Below are 18,301 nucleotides of genomic sequence, written 5' to 3' on the forward strand. Positions count from 1 at the left end.
CCTGACGGCAGGCCTTACTCCCCTTCGCGGAGCACCAGGTCCAGGAGGCCGGGGAAACGGGCGTCGAACTCGGCGCGGCGCAGCCGGTTGAGCCGCTTGGGCCCGGCGTCCCGCTGCTCGAGCAGCCCCGCCTCCCGCAGCACGGAGAAGTGCCGGCTCAGCGTCGCCTTGGTGACCGGCACGTGGAAGGTGCCGCAGGTGCACTCCCAGTCGGCGGCCCCGGCCAGCTCACGGACGAGCATGCGGCGCACCGGGTCGGCGAGCGCGACGAGCGCCGCCTCCAGCGGAACGTCCACCGGATCGACGTGCACCGGCGCCGCCCGGTGCCCGCTCGCCGTACCCTCCACCGCTCCCCGCGCCGTCGCCATGCCGTCCTCCCTGCTCTTCGGGTGAGCCGGCTCCGGACACCCCTTGCCGAGTGTTCGATGCCGTGCGTACACTCCGAACGTTCGTTGATCATCGAACACTCTAGTGCCCCGTCGCCTCGCGGAGGAGTCCCGTCATGCCCCTGTCCGAGCAGCCTCCCGTCCGCGTGGGCATCGTCGGTCTCTCCGCGAAGCGCGGTTGGGCCTCCCGTGCCCACCTGCCCGCCCTGCGCCGACTCAAGGGTTTCGAGGTGCGCGCGCTCTCCGCGAGCAGCGCCGAATCCGCGCGGGCCGCCGCCGAGAAGTACGGCGTTCCGCACTCCTTCGGCAGCGCCGCCGAGCTGGCCGCCTCCGACGAGGTCGACCTCGTCGTGGTCACCGTCAAGGTGCCGGACCACCGGGAGATCATCGAGTCCGCCCTCGCCGCGGGGAAGGCGGTGTTCTCCGAGTGGCCGCTGGGCGTCGGGCTCGCCGAGGCCGAGCAGCTCGCCGCGCTCGCCGCCGAGCGCGGCCTGCGCACCTTCACCGGCCTTCAGGCGCGGTCCGCCCCGCTCGTGCGGCATCTGCGCGACCTGATCGCGGACGGCTACGTGGGCGAGGTGCTGTCCACCAGCATGGTGGGATCCGGGCGCGGCTGGGGAGCCGAGGTGCCGGAGGGCTCCGCGTATCTCCTGGACCGGTCGACCGGGGCGAACATGCTGACCATCCCGTTCGGCCACACGCTCGACGGGCTGGTCTCGGTGCTGGGCGACTTCGACGAGGCCGCGCGGGTCGGCGCCGTCACCGCCACCCGGCGCCGGGAGGTCAAGGACTCGCGTACCGGGGACATCCACCGGCCGGACGTCCCCGACCAGGTGGTGCTCGGCGGCGTGCTCGCCTCCGGCGCGGTGGCCTCCGTGCACTTCCGGGGCGGACAGTCGCGGGGCACGAACTTCCACTGGGAGATCAACGGCACCGAGGGCGACCTGGTCGTCACCGGTGACCACGGCCACCTGCAGATGGGCGAGTACACCCTCAGCGGCGCACGCGGCGCCGACGCCGCACTCACCGGGATCACCGTCCCCGAGCGCTACTTCGAGCCCGAGCTCGCGGAGCTGCGCGGCACCGACGCGTACAACGTGGGCGCCGCCTACGCCCAGCTCCGCCGCGACCTGGCCGAGGGCACGTCCGTCGTCCCCGACTTCGCGCACGCCGTCCGGCACCACCGGCTGCTCGACCGCATCGAGCGCGCGGCGGCCTGACGCCGACTCACCCGTCGAGGCGGGCCCGCTGCGCCGCCGCCGTGCCCTCCTCCCAGCCCGCGCCGTCGGTGACTCCCCTCATGCGGGTCGTCACGGTCTCGGGGAACATCTCCTCGGCCCGCCCGGTGACCGCGACGTCCCGGGCGGCGAGCACCGGCAGCGCCTCCCCCATCGACTCCGTCACCTGGTCGGCGACGGCGGCGAGCCGGTCCCCGATCCGATGCGCGTACGCGGCGAGGAACGACTGCCGGAAGGTCTTCGTGCGCTTGCGGCCGCCCGCCCGCTGCTCGGCCTCGGCGCGCGTCATCGCGGCGGTGGCCTGCACGAGCAACGACGTGTGGAGCACCTCGACGACCTCCAGATCCGGCTCGAAGCCCACGACGGTCGAGAACCCGAACGCCGAGTTCCACACCGCGCGGCAGCGGTTCGCCGAGGCCACCGCGTCGAGGAGGACCGCCTTCGCCGTCTCGTAGGGGGCGTCGACGCCGATCCGGCAGGCGGCGGGCGCGTCCTTGGCGTGCGTACGGGAGGCGAGCAGTGCCTCGTCGACCGAGTGCCGGGCCATCAGCTCCTGCGCTTTCGCCGACAGCGCCTCCGCCTCCGGCGGGTACCCGGTCCGCTCGGCCTTGGCGAGCAGCGCGCGGATCTTCGCCAGGGCGCGCGGCTCGCCCGCCACCGGGACGGTGATCGACTCGCCCGGCACCGGACCGACCGGCTCGATCGCGGGCAGCCGCGCGAGCAGCCGGTACAGCTCCAGGGCGGTCGTGGCGGCCGAGAACCGGTCCGTGCGCGCCGGTTCCTCCGCAGGCAGCTCGGCGAGCTGGGCGGACCAGCGCGGCGGCAGGTGCTCGTACCGCTCGGTCTCGGTGCGGATCAGGCGGGCGGCGAGCCGTTCGTGGCCCGCGTCCAGGCCCTCCTGCCGCCCGACCATCCGCAGCACGTCGGCCGGCTGCCAGCCGCGCTCCCACGCCCGCCGCACGAACTCCCGCCCCCGTAGCGCGAGTTCGGCGTCGGAGGAGGGGTCCGCGGCGAGCAGCGAGGCCCCGGTGTCGAGGTCGCCGCCGTCGTGGAGTGCGGCGGCGAAGGCCCGCTCGACCGTGCTGTCACTGCTCGTACCGCTCATCCGGCCATGATCCCAGCCCTACGAGGCCAGGGACTCCACGATCAGTTCGGCGGCCCGCTTCACCAGCGGGCTGTCGCCCTCGGCGTCCTTGTCCCCGTCGGGCTTGGTCGACAGGACGGAGAGGATCACCGGCGACCCGTCCGGCGTCCAGGCGATGCCGACGTCGTTGGCGGTGCCGTAACTGCCCGTGCCGGTCTTGTCGCCGAGCACCCAGTCGGCGGGCAGGGCCGCACGGAACCGTTCGCCGCTGGTGGTGTTGGCGAGCAGCCACTTGGTCAGCCGGTCGCGGTCGGCGGGCGCGAGGGCGTCGCCGAGGACCAGACGCGCGTACGTCGTGCCGATCGCGCGGGGCGTGCTGGTGTCGGTGACGCGGCCGGGCTCGGCCGAGTTCAGCTCGGGCTCCCAGCGGTCGAGGCGGGTCGTGCGGTCGCCGGTCGAGCGGACGAAGCGGGTGACGGCGGTGGGGCCGCCGAGGCGCTCCATGAGGAGGTTGGCCGCGGTGTTGTCGCTGTACGAGATCGCGGCGCCGCACAGCTCGGCGACGGTCATGCCGTTCGCGAGGTTCTCCGGCTTCCCGGTGACCGGAGCGCCGACCGCGCGGTCGATGTCGGCCTGCGTGTAGTGGACGCGGCGGGCCAGGAACTCCCCGTCCTTGTCGAGGTCGCGCAGCACGGCGGCGACGGCGAGCGTCTTGAACGTGGAGCACATCGGGAAGCGCTCGTCGGCCCGGTGCCGGACGGTGCGCCCGGTGCCGAGGTCGTGCGCGTACACACCGAGGCGGGCGTCGTGCCGGCGTTCGAGGGCGGTGAAGCGGCCGTCGGCCGGCTTCGCGTGCGCGGCGCCGCTCGCCGCTTGCGCGGCGGCGGATCCGGTGAGCGCGGTGGCTCCGATGGCGGTCGCGGTGGTGAGGACGGCACGTCGGGTGGTGGACACGGTGGGGGGTGATCCCTTCTGCACGGCGATGATCTTTTTCGACCGGTACGGGTACGAGGACGATCTCTCCCACCCGAACGGTTGCGACCCCACCGAGATGCCAGGGGCCGCCGCGACATGCGAGGCTCGGGGGCATGAGAGTGGCACTGGCGCAGACCGACTGCGAACTCGGCGATGTGGACGCCAACCTGGACACGGCCCGCGAGCAGATCGCGCAGGCCAAGGCCCAGGGCGCGGACCTCGTCGTCTTTCCCGAACTGAGCCTGCACGGCTATCACCTCGGCGGCCTGAAGTCGGACACGTCGATCGCCACGAACGACCCCCGGCTGCTCGGCCTCACGTCCCCCGACGGCCCGGACGTCATGGTGGGCCTGCACGAGCACACCAGCCTGCGCGCGTACAACACCTCCGCCTACTACGCGGGCGGCGCCCTGCTGCACGCCCACCGCAAGCTGTACCTCCCGAACTACCTGGCCTGGGAGGAGCGCAAGCACGTCAGCCCCGGCCAGCACTCCCGCGCGTACGACCTGCCGGGCGAGCACGGCCGGGCCGCGACGCTGGTCTGCAACGACGCGTGGCAGCCGGTGCTGCCGTGGCTGGCGGTGCAGGACGGCGCGGAGGTCCTGTTCGTGCCCGCGAACAGCGCGGCGACGCTGGACCCGGAGGCCATGGACACGACCCTCTACTGGGACACGCTCCTCTCCTACACGGCCAAGATGCTCCAGTGCTGGGTCGTCTTCGTGAACCGCGTCGGCAACGAGAACGGGGCGTCCTTCTGGGGCGGCTCCCGCGTCGTCGACCCGCGCGGCACGGTGGTGGCGCAGGCGCCGCAGTGGGAGGCGGGGCTGGTGACGGTCGACATCGACGTACACGAGGCGCGCCGCCAGCGCAGGGCGGTCCCCTTGGTGGCGGAAGCGCGGCTGGGGTTGGTCGACCGGGAGGTCCGCCGCCTCATCGATGAGGGCGGCGACAGCTAGTTCTCTTCAGCCTGCGACGGCGTTGCGCTCGCGGGGCTCTGCCCCGGACCCCGCGCCTCAATCGCCGGCGGGGCTTGAATGGCCCACCAAATCAAGCCCCTGCGGCGATTGAGCAGCGGGGTCCGGGGCGAAGCCCCGAGGCCGCAACCCCGTCGCGGGCCGAAGGATTGTCAGTGCCGGGTGTGACACTCGGCAGCGTGACCGGACGATGGGCCCTGGCCCCCACCGACCGCGGCGGAGCGGAGCTCATGCCGCTGGGCCCGGACGCGCTGCCCGCCGGGGCGATCGTACGGGAGCCGGATCTCGCGGAGGCCGTCCGATCCCGACCGGAGGTCACCCGCTGGGTCTGGCGGGACACCCACGCCGTCTACCCCCAGCTGCTCGCCGCGGGCGTCCGCGTGGAGCGGTGCTACGACATCGAGGCCGCCGAGAACCTCCTGGTCGCGCACGAGGGACGGCACGGCGACCCCCGCTCCGCCGCGGCGGCCCTCGCCCGGCTCAAGGGCGCACCGGTGCCGCCCGATCCCCCGCCCCGCGTCGCCGCCCCCGGCTCCCAGTCCTCGCTCTTCGAGCCGCGCCCACCCGTCGACGTATCGCTGACCGACCTCGTCGACGTGTACGCGGAGCAGCAGCGCCGGCACGAGGCCACCGGGCAGCCGGGCCGGATGCGGCTGCTCACCGCGTCCGAGTCGGCGGGCATGCTGGTGGCCGCCGAGATGCACGCGGCGGGCCTGCCGTGGCGGGCGGACGTGCACCGCGCGGTGCTGGGGGAACTGCTCGGTGAGCGATACGGGGGCGGCGGCGAGCCGCGCCGCCTGGCCGAACTGGCGGATGAAGTGTCCGCGGCGTTCGGCAGACCGGTCAGACCCGACCTCCCCGCCGACGTGATCAAGGCCTTCGCGCACGCCGGCATCAAGCTCACCTCCACCCGCCGCTGGGAGATCGAGAACATCGACCACCCCGCCGTACCGCCCCTGATCGAGTACAAGAAGCTGTACCGGATCTATACGGCGCACGGCTGGTCCTGGCTGCAGGACTGGGTGCGCGAGGGCCGGTTCAGACCCGAGTACCTGCCGGGCGGCACGGTCTCCGGGCGGTGGACGACGAACGGCGGGGGCGCGCTGCAGATCCCCAAGGTCATCCGGCGCGCGGTCGTGGCCGACCCGGGCTGGCGGCTCGTCGTGGCCGACGCCGACCAGATGGAGCCGCGGGTGCTCGCCGCGATCTCCCGCGACCCCGCGTTCATGGAGGTGTCCGGGCAGGCCGCCGACCTCTACCAGGCGGTCTCCGACCGGGCGTTCGCCGGTGACCGGGGGCAGGCCAAGCTGGCCGTGCTCGGCGCCATATACGGGCAGACCTCGGGCGACGGCCTGAAGAACCTGGCCCTGCTGCGGCGCCGCTTCCCGCAGGCGGTCGCGTACGTGGACGAGGCGGCGCGCGCGGGCGAGGAGGGCCGCCTCGTGCGCACGTGGCTCGGCCGGACGTGCCCGCCCGCCGTGGGCGCCGCCGAGCCCGAGGAGGCCGGCATCCCGCAGGACGAGCCCGAACAGGCGGCGGAGGCGGGCGGATTGACGTACGGCTACGCCTCGTCGAACTCGCGGGCCCGCGGCCGCTTCACCCGGAACTTCGTCGTGCAGGGCAGCGCCGCCGACTGGACACTGCTCGTGCTGGCCGCACTGCGCCGCGAACTCGCGGACATGGCAGCCGAGTTGGTGTTCTTCCAGCACGACGAGGTGATCGTGCACTGCCCGGCCGACGAGGCGGAGCGCGTGAGCGGGGCGATCCGCGAAGCGGCCGACCTCGCGGGCCGGATCGCCTTCGGCGAGACCCCGGTGCGCTTCCCGTTCACGGTGGCGGTCGTGGAGTGCTACGCGGACGCCAAGTAGCGCTCCACGACCGTGCCCGACGCACTCACGCCGCCCGGAACGCGAGCACCACGTTGTGCCCGCCGAAGCCGAAGGAGTTGTTCAGGGCGACACCCCCCGCCGGCAGCGCCCTGGGCTCGCCCCGGACGATGTCGGCCTCGGCCGCCGCCTCCGGGTCGACGCGGTCGAGGTTGATGGTCGCGGGCGCGAGCCGGTCCCGCAGCGCGAGGACGGTGGCGACGGTCTCGACGCCGCCCGCCGCGCCCATCAGATGCCCCGTCATGGACTTGGTCGCCGACACCGCGATGTGGTCGGCGTCGTCCCCGAACACCCGGCGCAGCGCCCGCAGTTCGGCGACGTCCCCGAGCGGCGTCGAGGTGGCGTGGGCGTTCGCGTGACAGACCTCCGAGGGCTCGATGCCCGTGGCGTCGAGCAGCCGGCGCAGCGCGGCGGCGACGCCGCGGCCCGTCGGCTCCGGCCGGGTGATGTGGTGGGCGTCGGAGGACAGCCCCTGCCCGAGCACCTCGGCGTAGACCCGCGCGCCGCGCCGCCCGGCGTGCGCGGCGGACTCCAGGACGACGACCCCCGCGCCCTCGCCCATGACGAATCCGTCGCGCCCCAGGTCGTACGGGCGCGAGGCCCCGGCCGGGTCGTCGTTGCGCTTGGACATCGCCATCATGTTGCCGAACGCCGCCATGTTCACCGAGCAGATCGCGGCCTCGGTGCCGCCCGCCACGACGACGTCGGCGCGGCCGGTCCTGATCATCTCCAGGGCGTGGCCGACGGCCTCGGCGCCCGAGGCGCAGGCGCTGACGGGCGTGTGCGTGCCGGCCCGCGCGCCGATGTCCAGGCCGACGGCGGCGGACGGGCTGCTCGGCAGCAGCATCCCGAGGGCGTGCGGCGAGACGCCCGCGGCGCCGAGCTGCTTGAACATCTCGTACTGCGTGAGCAGCGAGGACACTCCGCCGACGCCGGTGGCGATCACGACGCCGAGCCGGTGCGGGTCGACGTCGTCGCACCCTGCCCCCGGCTCCTTGAACCCGGCGTCCGACCACGCCTCCCGCGCCGCCACCATGGCGAACCTGGCGGTGCGGTCGAGCGCGGGCGACGGCGGGCCGCACAGCGCGCCGGCCGGGTCGACCGCCGCCTCCGCCGCGATCCGCACCTCGACCTCCTCGGCCCACGGATGCGTCAGGCGTCGCACGCCCGAGCGCCCGGCCAGCATGCCCTCCCAGGTGGACGTGGCGTCGCCGCCCAGCGGGGTGGTGGCGCCGACGCCGGTCACGACGACGGAGGGCGCCACACGTTCGCGCGCCATGTCAGCCCCCTTCGGCTTGCCGCGCGGGCGTCCCGCGGAACGTCAGCGCCACGTTGTGCCCGCCGAAGCCCGCGGAGTTCTTCACGGCGACGACCTGGTCGCTCTCCAGCTTGCGCGGCGTGCCGTGCGCGACGTCGACCGTCAGACCCTCGTCGAGGCGGACGAAGTTGCGGGTCGGCGGCACCACGCCGTGGTGCAGGGCGAGCACGGTGGTGATCGCCTCGACGGCCCCCGCGGCGCCGAGACCGTGCCCGAGCATCGACTTGTTCGCCGTGACCACCGGGCCCCGGCCCGCGCCCCCGAACACCTCCTGCACGGCTCGCGCCTCGGCCGCGTCCCCGGGCAGCGTCGAAGTGCCGTTGGCGTTGAAGTGCGCGACCTCCTCCGGCCGCACCTCGGCGTCGGCGAGCGAGGAGCGCACGGCGGACGCCGTGCCCGCGCCGTTCGGCTCGGGCTGCACCATGTGGAAGGCGTCGGAGGAGATGCCCACGCCCGCGAGCTCGGCGTAGATCCGGGCGCCGCGCTCGTACGCGTGCCGCTCCGACTCCAGGACGAGGACCCCCGCGCCCTCGCCGAGGACCATTCCGTCGCGCTCCGCGTCGAACGGCCGGGACGCGCCCGCCGGTTCGTCGACGCGCCGCGACAGCGCCCGCATCGCCGAGAACGAGCCGAGGACGAGCGGATGCAGCGGCGCCTCCGCGCCGCCCGCCACCACGACGTCCACCTCCCCGCGGCGGATGAGGGCTGCCGCCGTGGCAAGCGCCTGCGTACCCGATGAGCAGGCGTTCACCGTCGCGTTGACGCCCGCCTGCGCGTTCACGACGAGGCTGACGGCGGCGGCCGGGCCGTTGCCCATGGACATCGCCACGGTCAGCGGCGGCACCCGGTTCCAGCCCCGGGTCTTCAGCGCCTCCCAGCCGCTGATCATCGTGCTCATGTCGCCGAGCGCGGCAGAGACGACCACCGCGACCCGCCCCGGATGCACGGACGCGTCGGCGAGACCCGCGTCCCGCCACGCCTCCGCCGCGGCCGTCACCGCGAGCTGGGCGGACCGGCTCAGGCGGCGGCGCTGTTGGTGTTCGAGCGCGGGTCCCGGCTCGACGCGCACCTTTCCGCCCACCAGGGGCGGCAGGTCCTTCGCCCACGGCTCGTCGTCGAGCCGCGCTATCCCGTTCTCCCCGTCGAGCATGGCGTCCCAGGTCGTGGCGACGTCACCGCCCAGCGCGGTCGTCTCACCGAGCCCGGTGACGACGACGCGCGGGCGCCCCCTGCTGTCCTTCATGACCTCCCCCTTCGGGAGACCGCGGCGCCACGAAGGTCCGCCGCGAGCTTCCCCGAGTCCTTCTTCACCTGACTGACCAGCAGCTTCTTCACGAGCGACTGCGGCATGACCCCGAAGTAGTCACCGGGGTCCACATCGAAGGTCCAGTGCACGCCGGTCGTCCCGTCCGGGTGCTCGGTGTACGCGTACGTGCCGACGTAGTGGAAAGGCCCGTCGAGCACGTGGAACCTGGAGCGCAGCCCCGGCTCGTACTCGCTGATCTCGACGGTGAACGTCATCCGCTTCCCGATCAGCTGGAACGTGATCTCGTACCGGCCGCCGGCCCGCGCGGGCCCGTCGAGCAGCCGCGTCGCCACGCACGCGGCCTGCCACTCGGGGTCGCGCGCCGGGTCGGAGAGCCGGGCGAAGGCCTCCTCGGGCGGGACCGGCAGGTCGAAGGTGTGCTCAGCCCTGATCGTCATGCTTGCCTCCCAGGTACGGGGCGATCGCCCGCGCCGCGGCAGCGGCATGCGGCGCGTACATCACCGAGTTGTGGTCGCCGGACACGTCGACGACCCGCAGGTCCCCCTTGACCAGCGCCTCCCAGCCGAGCGCGGGCCCGTAGTCGACCGGCTCCTCCGCCGCTCGCAGCAACAGCAGCGACAGCTCCTCCGGTTCGGGCAGATACGTCTGCAGGGCGATGCCGTTGGCGAGGTACGCCTCGAAGTAGCGCAGGATCTGCGCCCGGTCCGCGTCCTCGGCCAGCACGCCGATCGCGGCGGCCTCGCGCAGGATGTGGTCGAACGCCGCGTCCCCGCCCAGCTCCCGCAGCTCCTCGGCGGGGATGTCGAGGCTCTTGCCGTACGGCACCGCGAGGTCCCGCGCGAACCACGACAGGAGCGTCGCGTCGTCCGCGGTGTCCGGGATGTTCGCCTCGACGGGGGCGCGGCTGTCGATGCCGACGAGCAGCTCGACCTCCTCGCCCGCGGCCCGCAGTTGGCGCGCCGCCTCGTAGGCGACGACGCCGCCGAAGCACCAGCCGCCGAGGGCGTAGGGGCCCGTGGGCTGAAGCTCCTTGACGTACGTGAGGTAGCGCCCGGCCATGCCCTCGACGCTGACCTCGGCCTCGCCCTCGCTCTCGATGCCGGGCGCCTCGACCGCGAACACCGGTCGCCCTGAGGGCAGTTGGCGGGTCAGCTCGACGTAGCAGAAGACCGTGCCGCCGAAGGGGTGGAACAGGAAGAGCGGGCGCCGGCCCGGCTCGCCCTCGCGCAGGGTGACGACCGGGGTGCGCGGGCCTTCCCGGCCCCCGCGGCGTACGAGCGCGGCGAGTTCGGCGATCGTGCCGTGCCGCAGCAGCTCGGCGACCGGGACCTCCACGTCCCACTCGGCGCGGACGGCCGCGCTGAGCCGGACGGCGAGCAGCGAGTGCCCGCCCACCTCGAAGAAGTCGTCGTGCACGCCAACCTCGGGGATGCCGAGGATCTCCGTCCACATCCGGGCGAGGGTGATCTCCGTGGCGTCGCGCGGCTTCTCGAAGACGGCGCCGGAGGTCACGGTCGGCGCGGGGAGCCGGTTCCGGTCGACCTTGTTGTTGGGGGTGAGCGGCAGCTCGTCGAGTACGACGACGATCCCGGGCACCATGTACTGCGGCAGGAACCCGGCGACGTGCGACCTGAGTTCGGCGGGCGGGGGCAGTTCGGCCCCGGCCTCCGCCACCACATACCCGACGAGCCGGTCGCCCTGGACGACGACGACCGCCGTCGCCACCCCGGCGGCCGACTGCAGCGCGGCCTCGACCTCGGCGAGCTCGATCCGGTAGCCGCGCAGCTTGATCTGGTTGTCGAGGCGCCCGTGGTGCAGGAGCCGCCCGTCGCTGGTCCAGCGGGCCCGGTCGCCGGTGCGGTAGAGGCGCTCGTCCGGTGCGGCCGGCAGCCCGGTGACGAAGCGTTCCGCCGTCAGCTCGGGGCGGTTCCAGTAGCCGGTGGCGAGGCCGTCGCCGCCGACCCACAGCTCACCGGGGAAGCCCGGCTCCACGGCGCGGCCCTGCGGATCGAGCACGTAAAGCCGGGTGTTGGCGAGCGGGCGGCCGATGTCGATGCCGTCCTCCGGCTCGACGCGGCCCTCGGTGGACCAGATGGTGGTCTCGGTCGGCCCGTACACGTTGTGCAGGGCGGCCACCCTTCCGTACAGGAACTCCGCCAGATCCAGCGGGAGTTCCTCGCCGCCGCACAGCACGTGCAGCCGCTCGTTCCCCTGCCATCCGGCGTCGCGGAGCATCCGCCAGGAGGTGGGGGTCGCCTGCATCCAGGTGGCCCCGGACTCCTCGATGCGGGTGGCGAGCGCGGCGCCGTCGGCGGCCGTCACGCTGTCGCACACGAGCACGCGCCCGCCCGCGACCAGCGGCATGAACAGCTCGAGGCCCGCGATGTCGAACGAGACCGTGGTCACCGCGAGCAGGCTGTCCGACGGGCCGAAACCGGTGTTCTCCCGCATGGACAGGAGCAGGTTCACCAGCGCCCGGTGCGGGATCGCGACGCCCTTCGGGCGGCCGGTGGAGCCCGACGTGTAGAGGATGTACGCGAGATCGGCGGGGTCCGGTGCGGTGGCCGCGGCGGGCGGCACCACGGCGCCGTCGTCCAGGTTCAGCACCTCCAGGCCCGGCAGCCAACTCCCCCGCAGCCCCTCCTGGGTCACCAGCAACCGCACCCCGGCGTCCCGCGCCATGTACGTCAGCCGGTCGACGGGATGGTGCGGATCCAGCGGCACGTACGCCGCCCCCGCCTCCAGCACCCCGAGCAGCGCCGCCACCAGGGGCGCGCCGCGCTCCACGAGCACCGCGACGCGATCACCCGCGGCGACCCCGGCGGCACGCAGCCTCGCGGCGATCCGCCCGGACTCGCCGAGGAGCCGCGCGTACGTCCACTCCTCGCGGTCACCGACGACCGCGACGGCGTCGGGCGTGCGCCCGGCCTGCTCGCGTACGAGGTCCGGCAGCGTGGCGTCCGGCAGCTCCCGCCCAGGCCCCGTCCCGCGCTCCCCGAGCAGCGCGCGCTGCCGGGCGTCTCCCCTGCTCAGGCCCGCCATCGGCGCGTCCGCGCGGCCCACCAGGGTCTCGACGGCCGTGACGAAGGTGGCGGCGAGTTCGCGTGCGGTGCCCGCGCGGAAGATGTCGGTGTTGTAGCGCAGCACCCCCGCGTACGCGCCGCACCGCTCCCCTCCCATCTCGACCCACAGGTCCGTCTGCCCCTCCTGCTGCGGCAGCGGATACGGCCGCAACGTCGCGCCCGCGACGCTCAGTGCGGCGTCCCGGTCGGGCCGCAGCAGGAAGAACTGGTCCATGTCGGTCAGGAACGGCAGTCGGTCCCAGGCGAACCCCGCCTGGAACAGCGGCGTCCTGCTCTGGTCGCGCGGCGGCGCCAACTCCCTTACGAGCCAGGGGAAGGGCAGCTCCTGCGCCCGCATCGCCTCCGTGGTCCGCGAGCGCACCTCGGTGACCAGTTCCCGGAAACTCTCCGTCTCGTCGACCTCGCCGCGTACGACGACGGTGTTGACGAAGTTGCCGACGGCGTCCCGGAATTGGCGCCGCGTACGCCCCGAGCTGGGGGTGCCGACGACGATGTCCGACTGCCCGCTCAGCCGGCTCAGGAGCACGAAGTAGGCGGACAGCAGCACCATGTAGGGCGTCGCCGACAGCTCGCGGGCCAACTCCCGTACGCCCTGCGTCGTTTCGGCCGAGAGCGCGAACGGCGCGGAGCCGCCGTCGTAGGACGGTACGGGCGGGCGCGGCAGGTCCCCGTACAGATCGAGCCCGGGCGGCACATCGGCCAGCCGCTCCGCCTCGCGGGCAAGGAGATCCTTCGCCCTCCCGGTCGCGAGGAAGGCGTCCTGCTGCTCGGCGTACGCGGCGAAGGCCCCGCCGTCGAGCACGAACTGCCCCGCCACGCCCTCAAGGCGAGCACGCACCTCGGACAGCAGCAGCGCGAGCGACCAGAAGTCCACCGCGATGTGGTGCAGCACGACGGCGAACACCCAGGTCCGCTCGGCGGTCCGGTACAGGTGCACGCGCCACAGCGGCGGCCGCGCGAGGTCGAACGGCTCCCGGCTGTCGGCGCGCACGCGGTCCCGCAGCGCCTCGGGGTCCAGGCCCCGCGCGTCGGTGTGCCGTACGTCGAGGGGCACGGAGTCCGCGACGTGCACGTCGTCGGCGCCCCGGAAGCAGATCCGTAACGCCTCGTGCTCACGCGTCAGATCGTCGAGGATCGCCTCCACCTTGGGCCCGAGCGCCGGATCCGCGGTGACCTCGGCGCCGAACAGCACGTGGTACGCGGCGCATTGCGGGTCGGCCTCGTGGATGAACCACAGCCCGGCCTGCTGCGCGTTGGCGGTCGTGGTGGTCATGACCGGCCCTCCTGAACCACGGGGACGGGCTCCCCGTTCATCAGCCGCCAGAGCGCCTCGGCGAGGGTGTCCACCGTCGGGTGCGTCCACATCAGGTCGACCGGCGGGTCGACGAGCCCGCAGGCGTCCTCGATCTCCATGCCGACGGTGAGCGCCGCCATGGAGTCGAGCCCGTACGAGGTGAAGGTGCGGTCCGTCGCCAACTCCTGCGGAGCGAGGCCCGCTTCGGCGGCCACGGCGCCGATGAGGATGTTCTTCACGTCGTCGATCGTCATGTTCTTCGTACTCATTTCAGCCGTGCCTTTCCGATGTCGCCTCGGGCGCGCCGCGTTCCGCGAGGCGCACTTTCCGGATGGAGAAGAGTTCGTTGTTCACGCGCTGGGAGTTCATGCGGGCGAAGAGCTTTCCCGCGATCGCCGGATCGAGATCGCCCGTCCCGTACTGATGGACTTGATTCCGGTCCAGGGCTGCTTGCAGCCACGCTCCGTCGGCGAAGAATTCACCGAGGTGGTCCCGGTTGAACATCCACACACCGAGCGCCGAGACCTTTGCGTGCAGGGCGCACAATTCCTCGGCGAGGCGGATCAGCCGGGGCGGAGTGCCCTTTCCCTTCCCGGACCCCTGCCGGGCACCGGCCGTGCGCACCTCCCCGACCTGCGCGAACAGCGCGTCGAGCTGCTCCCGCAGCCGCTCGGCGCCGGCCCGCAGGGCCGTGATCCGCCGCGCGTCGGGGCCGCCCGGCTCCGGGCTCAGCCCGTCGAGCCGGCGGACGAGTTCGGGCAGCGCGGCGAACGTCGCGTCCCTGCCGCGGCCGAACACGCTCACCCGGTCCGGCTCGAAGGGCGGCAGGCCTGCCCGCAGGTCGAACAGCGCACTCCAGTCCTCACCAGGCCGTTCGCGCGCGTGGGCCTTGGCCATGGCGGGCAGCTGGAGCGCGATGCTGTCGAGGCAGACGGGCTCGCTGCCGTCGAAGACGGACACCACCGCGCTGTCCCGCAGCATCTTCTGGAAGATCCCCACGTGCTCGGGAGCGCGCAGGTAGTAGCGGGCGCCGAGGGTCCGGGAGAGATTCCTGCCGTTTCCGTCGACGAGCCGGGCCACCTGCACCTTGCTCACGTTTCCCCAGACGCTGAACTCCTCGGTGAAGAGGTGCAGTCCGCGCATCGCCACGAGGCTCTCGCATTCCGCGACGAGCAGGCTCAGATACGCGTTCGCGAGGGATTCCGTGACGTACGGGATATCGCCCGCCACGCCCTCGTACAGAAAGCGCCGGGACAGGAAGTCGCCGACCGAGCGCAGCATGGTGTCGCCCGTGCCGAGCGAGAGGCCCGTGCACAGCGTCCGCGTGATCAGCAGGCCGCGCAGCGCCAGTTCGAGCCCGTCCCCCTCGGCACCGATCCGCTCCGCCGCGCCCACCCGGACCCGGTCGAAGGCGACCCCGCTGATGTCGCATCCGCGCAGCCCGTACGTGGGGACGCGGGGCACGCCGGTGACCTCGCCGGTCGAGACGGCCGCGCGGTCCACGAGGAACATGGACTGCCTGCGCTTGGCCGGGGTCCGCTCGTCGCCCGTGGTGCCGAGGAGGACGACGTGGGTGGAGGTCCGGCCGCGGTTGATGGGCCACTTCTCACCGGTCAGGACGTACTGGTCGTCGGCGGCCTCCTGGATCCGCTCCGGGGTGGCCGCGAACTCGTTGGCCGCGAGGTCCGCCCCGTGCCCCGGCTCCGAGTACGCGAGGCAGGGGACGACCCCGCCGCGCACCATCGTGGCCGCGTACTTCGCCCGCTGCTCGGCGTCGCCGCCGATCCAGACGAGCGTCATCCACACCTGCGTGCTCTCGCTCACGGCGACATTCATGTCGCGGCGCGCGATCACTCGGGTGAGCGTCAACAGCTCTTCCGTGGAACGCAGTTCGCCGCCGAGACTCTCCGGGACGAAGTACCGGTGGAACCCAAAGGCACGCAGCTGATCGATTCCGGCGGCCGGCAGTTCCTCGCGCTCGTCGAGTTCGAGAGCGCGGACGAACGAAGTGGAATTGGATTCGCGCTCGGGATCCCCGAGCCACCTTTCAAGAGATTCCGCAAGACAGATCACATCTGTCATCTATCGCTCCAAATCAAGACTCAAGACAGCAGAGGCGCACACAGAAAGGCGCGTAACAGCAGACTGAGTGATTTCGAAGTGCCCCCGCATGGCGAATGTGGAGCATCGACCAGAACCCGGCGAGCTCCTTTTTTGACGGGCCTCGCTGAGCCCGTCCCCCGTTTGCGTACTCGACCGTAGCAGCCACCGAACGTACACAATCAGTGACGGTGACCACATCACCGCGCGTCGACCCGGAATGATATTCCCGCACGTAAGCCCTTGCCCGGACCCTGACCTCGAATTACGCCTCAAGAATGACCAGTTCCCTTTCCCGGAAGGTAAAGAGATGGTTTTGAGTTACGGAGGAAAGAGTTCCGTGCGCCCCTCGCCGGACCGCTCCGCCCCAGGCAGGGAGGGGTGACACGCCAGGGAACGTTGGTACCTTCGACGATGGAGATTGCCGACGAACGAGGGAGCCCCGCCATGGCGCGATCACCCCGCAAGGACTTCCCCATCGCCGAGCGCCCCGGCTATCTGCTCCACAAGGCGGGCCTGCTGATCGTGGAGGACGTGGAGCGCGCGCTGGGCGAAGTGGGCATGCGCAGCCGGTACTTCTTCGTGCTCGCGGCCCTCGCCGGCGGCCCCGAACTCTCCCAGCAGGACCTGAGCAAGGTCCTCAACCTCGACCCGACCACGGTCGTCTCGGTGATCGACGAGATGGAGCGCAACCAGCACGTCGAGCGCCGCCGCAACCCGGCCGACCGGCGCCGCTACAGCCTGATCCTCACCGACGCGGGGCGCGCGGCGCTCGCGGAGGCGGACCGGGTGGCGACGGAGGTCGAGTCGACGTTCTTCGGCGCGCTCGCGGAGGGCGAGCGCGAGGCGCTGCGCGACGCGCTCGGCAAGGTCCTGGAGGGCCGCTGGCCGGCGTCGGTCTGCACCGACTGAGGCGCCAACACACCACAGTCCGGGCGGGGTTGATCCCCGGCCCGGACTTTTTCATGCCTCGACCACCTAGCCGTGGGACACCTTGACGCCCGGATTTCCAATCATCTAGTTTTCCAACTATCGGCAGATCCGGTTGATCCGCCAGGTCGAACCACTAGGGGGAGTCTCACCATGTCCACAGCACGCGCGCTGTCGCCGTTATCGCCCACGAGGTGGTGGACACTGGGCGTCGTCGCGTTGGGCACCTTCATGCTGATGCTCGACCTGAGCGTGGTGTCCATCGCCCTGCCGCAGATCCACAAGTCCCTGGGCAGCAGCTTCGCGGACCTCCAATGGGTCTTCGACGCCTACGCGTTGACACTGGCGATCTTCCTGGTCGCGGCGGGCTCGTTCGCCGACCGGATCGGCCGCAAGAAGCTGTTCCTCTGGGGCTTCGCCCTCTTCACCGCCGCCTCGCTGGCCTGCGGACTGGCCGGGGACGCCACGGCGCTGAGCCTCTACCGCGCGGTCCAGGGCGTGGGCGCGGCCGTCATGTTCGCGGTCGGCCCCTCGATGCTGAGCCACGAGTTCCACGGCAAGGAACGGGCCACCGCCTTCACGGTGTTCGGCGCGGCGGTCGGCCTCGCGGTCGCCACCGGGCCGCTGATCGGCGGCTCCCTCATCAACGCGCTGTCCTGGCGCTGGATCTTCTACATCAACGTACCGATCGGCATCCTCGCCATCCTCTTCGGCGCGTTGCGCGTCCGCGAATCCCTCAACAAGCGCGCGCACCCCACGGACTGGGCCGGCCTCGCCACGTTCAGCGTCGCGCTCGCCGCCCTGGTCTTCGCCACGATCCGCGCGCCCCGCGAGGGCTGGACCAGCGCCACCACGCTCGGCCTCTACGCCACCAGCGCACTCTTCCTGCTCGCCTTCGCCCTCATCCAACGCCGCCTGGGCGAACGCGCGTTGATCGACCCGGCGTTCTTCCGCAGCCCGACGTTCGTGGGCATCTCACTCGTCGCGATGATCGGCAACGCGGCGGCCCTGCCGTCGGTGTTCTTCGAGACCAGCTACCTGGAGAACGTCCTGCACGTGGACGCCTGGGGCACGGGCCTGCGCTTCCTTCCCCTCACGCTCGCGATGTTCGTGGCGGGCGCGATCGGCGGCGGCCTCATCGGCAAGGTCCCCTTCAGGATCCTCCTCGGCGGCTCGACCGCGGTCATGGCGACCGGCATCCTCTTCCTGAACCTCACGGAAGCGGACTCGTCGTGGACGGTCCTGATCCCCGCCCTGGTCATCGCGGGCTTCGGCATGGGCGCCTTCAACCCGGCGCGTGCGGCGCTCGCCATCGGCGTCGCGGAACCGGCCAAGTCCGGTGTCGCGTCCGGCATCAACGAGACGTTCCAGCAGGTCGGCATCGCGGTCGGCATCGCGGGCGTGGGCGCCTTCTTCGAACACCGGGTGGCCACGGAGTTCACCGCTTCGGCGGCTGGACAGCAAATGACCCCGGCCGCGGCGGAGGAGGCGGCGCACGGCATCAGCGCCGGCTCGATCGACGCGGTGGCCGCCGCGGCGGGCCCCCTGCGCGACCAGGTCCTGCCCGCCGCCCAGGACGCCTTCATGACCGCCTTCCACGGCGCCATGACCCTGAGCGCGATCCTCGGCTTCGTCGCGGCGGCCATCGGCTTCCTGATGCTCCGCACCAAGGACCTCCACGCCAGCGCCCTCTCCACGATCCCACCGGACATGGACGAGCCCCCGCAGGAGGACGAAGAGGCGATACCGGCGAGGTCGGCCTGACA

General features: G+C 72.5%; 14 protein-coding genes. 5 read left to right on the plus strand and 9 right to left on the minus strand.

The features are described from left to right. Positions 1–14 precede the first annotated feature (14 nt). Positions 15–368, minus strand: coding sequence for an ArsR/SmtB family transcription factor (locus ACZ7L4_RS29925; protein ID WP_472107499.1), 354 nt, complete (start codon positions 366–368; stop codon positions 15–17). 134 nt (positions 369–502) lie between these two features. Between ACZ7L4_RS29925 and ACZ7L4_RS29930 the strand changes: the two genes are divergently transcribed. Beyond that, positions 503–1,606, plus strand: coding sequence for a Gfo/Idh/MocA family protein (locus ACZ7L4_RS29930; RefSeq protein WP_472107501.1), 1,104 nt, complete (start codon positions 503–505; stop codon positions 1,604–1,606). A gap of 7 nt (positions 1,607–1,613) precedes the next feature. On the opposite strand, the gene ACZ7L4_RS29935 is transcribed toward ACZ7L4_RS29930, so the two are convergent. Beyond that, on the minus strand, positions 1,614–2,729 hold the full coding sequence (locus ACZ7L4_RS29935; protein ID WP_472107502.1) for a DUF2786 domain-containing protein: 1,116 nt from the start codon (positions 2,727–2,729) through the stop codon (positions 1,614–1,616). Positions 2,730–2,747: 18 nt separating this feature from the next. Beyond that, the gene (bla, locus tag ACZ7L4_RS29940; protein WP_472107504.1) at positions 2,748–3,662 is read right to left on the minus strand and encodes a class A beta-lactamase; all 915 of its coding nucleotides are present in this window, start codon (positions 3,660–3,662) and stop codon (positions 2,748–2,750) included. Positions 3,663–3,796: 134 nt separating this feature from the next. On the opposite strand from bla, the gene ACZ7L4_RS29945 reads away from it, so the two are divergent. Next, a complete protein-coding gene (locus ACZ7L4_RS29945; RefSeq protein WP_472107506.1) occupies positions 3,797–4,639 on the plus strand; it encodes a nitrilase-related carbon-nitrogen hydrolase in 843 nt (280 codons plus the stop codon). A gap of 197 nt (positions 4,640–4,836) precedes the next feature. Further along, positions 4,837–6,525 carry a bifunctional 3'-5' exonuclease/DNA polymerase gene (locus ACZ7L4_RS29950; RefSeq protein ID WP_472107508.1) on the plus strand — a complete coding sequence of 563 codons (1,689 nt, stop codon included), beginning with the start codon at positions 4,837–4,839 and terminating at the stop codon, positions 6,523–6,525. 25 nt (positions 6,526–6,550) lie between these two features. Here ACZ7L4_RS29950 and ACZ7L4_RS29955 read toward each other — a convergent pair whose 3' ends face one another. Genes ACZ7L4_RS29955 through ACZ7L4_RS29980 form a run of 6 tightly spaced genes read right to left on the minus strand, consistent with a single transcriptional unit; the run spans position 6,551 to position 15,587 of the window. Next, positions 6,551–7,822 carry a beta-ketoacyl-[acyl-carrier-protein] synthase family protein gene (locus ACZ7L4_RS29955; RefSeq protein ID WP_472107510.1) on the minus strand — a complete coding sequence of 424 codons (1,272 nt, stop codon included), beginning with the start codon at positions 7,820–7,822 and terminating at the stop codon, positions 6,551–6,553. Position 7,823: 1 nt separating this feature from the next. Then, entirely contained in the window at positions 7,824–9,104 is a 1,281-nt protein-coding gene (locus ACZ7L4_RS29960; protein WP_472107511.1) for a beta-ketoacyl-[acyl-carrier-protein] synthase family protein, read from the minus strand. Continuing rightward, the gene (locus ACZ7L4_RS29965; protein ID WP_472107513.1) at positions 9,101–9,565 is read right to left on the minus strand and encodes an SRPBCC family protein; all 465 of its coding nucleotides are present in this window, start codon (positions 9,563–9,565) and stop codon (positions 9,101–9,103) included. Before ACZ7L4_RS29965 ends, ACZ7L4_RS29960 begins: the two co-directional genes overlap by 4 nt. Continuing rightward, positions 9,549–13,484: a non-ribosomal peptide synthetase gene (locus ACZ7L4_RS29970; protein ID WP_472107514.1), complete on the minus strand. Its 3,936-nt coding sequence runs from the start codon at positions 13,482–13,484 to the stop codon at positions 9,549–9,551. The genes ACZ7L4_RS29965 and ACZ7L4_RS29970 overlap by 17 nt, the downstream gene beginning before the upstream one ends. Next, complete coding sequence (locus ACZ7L4_RS29975) at positions 13,481–13,774, minus strand: acyl carrier protein (protein ID WP_422408081.1); 294 nt, start codon at positions 13,772–13,774, stop codon at positions 13,481–13,483. Before ACZ7L4_RS29975 ends, ACZ7L4_RS29970 begins: the two co-directional genes overlap by 4 nt. 1 nt (position 13,775) lies before the next feature. Further along, positions 13,776–15,587 (minus strand): acyl-CoA dehydrogenase family protein, encoded by a 1,812-nt coding sequence (locus tag ACZ7L4_RS29980; protein ID WP_472107516.1) that lies wholly within the window; start codon positions 15,585–15,587, stop codon positions 13,776–13,778. A 465-nt stretch (positions 15,588–16,052) separates the two neighbouring features. On the opposite strand from ACZ7L4_RS29980, the gene ACZ7L4_RS29985 reads away from it, so the two are divergent. Together ACZ7L4_RS29985 and ACZ7L4_RS29990 are read left to right on the plus strand one after the other, a co-directional pair. Next, positions 16,053–16,517 carry a MarR family winged helix-turn-helix transcriptional regulator gene (locus ACZ7L4_RS29985; protein ID WP_472107518.1) on the plus strand — a complete coding sequence of 155 codons (465 nt, stop codon included), beginning with the start codon at positions 16,053–16,055 and terminating at the stop codon, positions 16,515–16,517. A gap of 171 nt (positions 16,518–16,688) precedes the next feature. Then, entirely contained in the window at positions 16,689–18,299 is a 1,611-nt protein-coding gene (locus ACZ7L4_RS29990) for an MFS transporter (RefSeq protein ID WP_472107520.1), read from the plus strand. Positions 18,300–18,301: the final 2 nt, after the last annotated feature.

The sequence above is a fragment of the Streptomyces sp. NPDC107575 genome (genome assembly GCF_055657265.1).